The 2,604-nt window shown below is 62.0% G+C and carries 4 protein-coding genes; all 4 read left to right on the top strand.

The genetic code is table 11. The annotated features are described in order from the left end of the window. The coding region (locus tag JCM12296_RS34005) for an NAD(P)H-dependent glycerol-3-phosphate dehydrogenase (RefSeq protein WP_340147892.1) at positions 1-371 on the top strand (371 nt) is incomplete at its 5' end. Positions 372-446: 75 nt separating this feature from the next. Further along, a complete protein-coding gene (radC, locus tag JCM12296_RS34000; RefSeq protein ID WP_054702486.1) occupies positions 447-1,172 on the top strand; it encodes a RadC family protein in 726 nt (241 codons plus the stop codon). 58 nt (positions 1,173-1,230) lie between these two features. Continuing rightward, positions 1,231-1,497, top strand: a complete 267-nt coding sequence (locus JCM12296_RS33995; protein ID WP_054702483.1) for a hypothetical protein — start codon at positions 1,231-1,233, stop codon at positions 1,495-1,497. 69 nt (positions 1,498-1,566) lie between these two features. Then, positions 1,567-2,604 (top strand): phosphoglycerate kinase (locus JCM12296_RS33990; RefSeq protein WP_054702478.1); only part of this gene is annotated, 1,038 nt, incomplete at its 3' end.

Below are 2,604 nucleotides of genomic sequence, written 5' to 3'. Positions count from 1 at the left end.
CCCTGATCACCCGCGGGCTGGTGGAAATCCGCCGGCTGGGACTGGCCATGGGCGCCCAGCCGCGCACCTTCACCGGCCTGGCCGGCGTCGGTGACCTGATCCTCACCTGCACCGGCGATCTGAGCCGCAACCACACGGTCGGCAAACAGATCGGGCAGGGGCGCAAGCTCAATGATCTCTTGGCCGAGATGCATATGGTCGCCGAGGGCGTCAAAACCGCCCGTTCGGTGTACAACCTGTCACGCAAATTGGGGGTGGAGATGCCCATCTCCCACGCCATCTACCATGTGCTTTACGACGAACTGGACCCCAAGGCGGCGCTTTATCAGTTGATGACGCGTGATCTCAAGCAGGAGCTTGACGAAACTTGACGGATTCGTAACAAGCCCGATATCGGCGTTACGCTTCATCTTTAATGCTTGTTATGTAGGGGAGGCGCGCAAGCGGTGACGCAGGATGAGAAAAAACCGCCGCACAAGGGAGCGGGGCACCGTCAGCGGTTGCGCGAGCGCTTCCTGCGCTCCGGCCTGGATGGCTTTCACGACTATGAGGTGATCGAACTTTTGCTCACCCTGGCAACACCGCGTAAGGATTGCAAGGAAGCGGCCAAGGCGGCCATGCGCCGGTTCAAGACCCTGCAAGGGGTGCTTGACGCCGCGCCCGAGGATCTCTGCCAGGTACCGGGCATCGGCCCGAAGACGCTGATCGGTCTCAAGCTGGTGCCGGCGGTCGGCCGCCGCTACCTCAAACGGCAATTGACCGGAAAACGGCTGCTGGCCAATTCGCGCGAGCTTTTCGACTACCTCGAGCACACCATCCGTGATAAAAAAAGGGAGTCGTTCATGGCGGTCTACCTGGATGCCAAAAACCGGGTGGTGGCCGACGAAATTCTCTTCACCGGCACGGTGACCGCCAGCGCGGTCTACCCGCGGGAGGTGGTCCAGGCGGCGCTGGCCCATTCGGCGGCCGCGGTGATTTTCGCCCACAACCATCCCTCCGGCGATCCGACCCCGTCACCGGACGACATGGCCATCACCCGTCGATTGGTGCAGGCTTTCAGCCTGATGGGCATCACCGTGCATGAGCACCTGATTATCGGGGCCGAAGGGTATTACAGCTTTGCCGACCATGGGCACATGACCGGGATCAAGAGCGAGTTGGATATCCCCTGAACCCGCTGCCGGCCAAGGATTCATCCATCTGCCGGCAGGCTGATGTGAGGCGATAGAAATGACGGTCAATCAGAAAAAGTTTCCCCCCTGTTATGGTGATCTTGAGGCTGTTTTTCCCATGGGACCCGAGGGCCTGCGGCAGAGTCCCGAATCCTGCATGCCCTGCTGCTACAAGACCGCCTGCCTGAGAAAAGCCATGGCCGATCGCAGCGGCATCACCGTCCGGGAGGAGATTGTCGACCGGGCCTATGCCTCGGGCATGCTGGGATTTTTCGAGCGCTGGTCCCGCAAAAAAGCATTATCCGCCAAAAAACAAACGGGATGATCCATCCTGGTCGTACTTCGGCGCCGATAGGGATGGGTATCGTGTTGAAACCACGCCAAGGAGGAACCCATGGCCAAACTTTCCGTTTCCGATCTTGATGTCCGTGGACGCCGCGTTCTCATGCGGGTCGATTTCAACGTTCCCCTGGAAAAGGGACGCGTGGCCAACGACAAACGCCTGCGCGCCGCCCTGCCGACGATCCGCTTTATCCTGGAGCGCGGCGGTCGGTTGATTCTCATGTCTCACCTGGGCCGCCCCAAGGGAAAGATCGTTCCGGAACTCTCCCTGAAGCCCTGCGCGGTCGCCTTGGAAGGGCTGCTGGGACAACCGGTGGCCTTTGCCGGGGATTGCATCGGTCCGGCCGTCGAAAGCGCGGTGGCCGCCCTGGCCGACGGGCAGGTCCTGCTGCTGGAAAACCTGCGCTTCCACAAGGCGGAGACGGACAACGATCCCGAATTCGCCCGCGCCTTGGCCGCCCTGGCCGATCTGTATGTCAATGATGCCTTCGGTACCGCCCACCGGGCGCACGCCTCCACCGAGGGGGTGACCCACTTTGTCGATACCTGTGCCATGGGGCTTCTGGTCGAAAAGGAAATCGCCTATCTGGGGGATGCCCTGGAAACGCCCCAGCGGCCCTTCGTGGCGATTCTGGGCGGTGCCAAGATTTCCGGTAAGATCGATGTGATCGCCAATCTGCTGCCCAAGGTGGACCGCTTGATCATCGGCGGCGGTATGGCCTACACCTTCTTCAAGGCCAAGGGCTGGGAAATCGGCAAGTCCCTGGTCGAAGCGGACAAGGTCGAACTGGCCGGCCAACTGCTTTCCCGGGGCGGTGACAAACTGGTGCTGCCGGTGGATTGCCAGTGCAGCGATCGGTTCGATTTCGCCGCCCGTCAGGTCGGCGTCTTGACGCCCACGCCGGTCGAGGCGATTCCGGAGAGCGCCAGCGGCCTGGATATCGGGCCCGCCTCCATTGCCGCCTTCGAGAAGATCATCGCGGAGGCCAAGACCCTGGTCTGGAACGGTCCCATGGGCGTTTTCGAGATCGACGCCACGGCGGCCGGCACCTATGCCGTCGCCCAGGCCATGGCCGCGGCCACCCAAAGG

Origin of the sequence: Desulfosarcina cetonica JCM 12296 (assembly GCF_001311845.1) — a bacterium.
Taxonomy (GTDB): Bacteria; Desulfobacterota; Desulfobacteria; order Desulfobacterales; family Desulfosarcinaceae; genus Desulfosarcina; species Desulfosarcina cetonica.
Note: the sequence above shows the minus strand (reverse complement) of the source record. Positions and strands in the feature narration are given on the sequence as shown.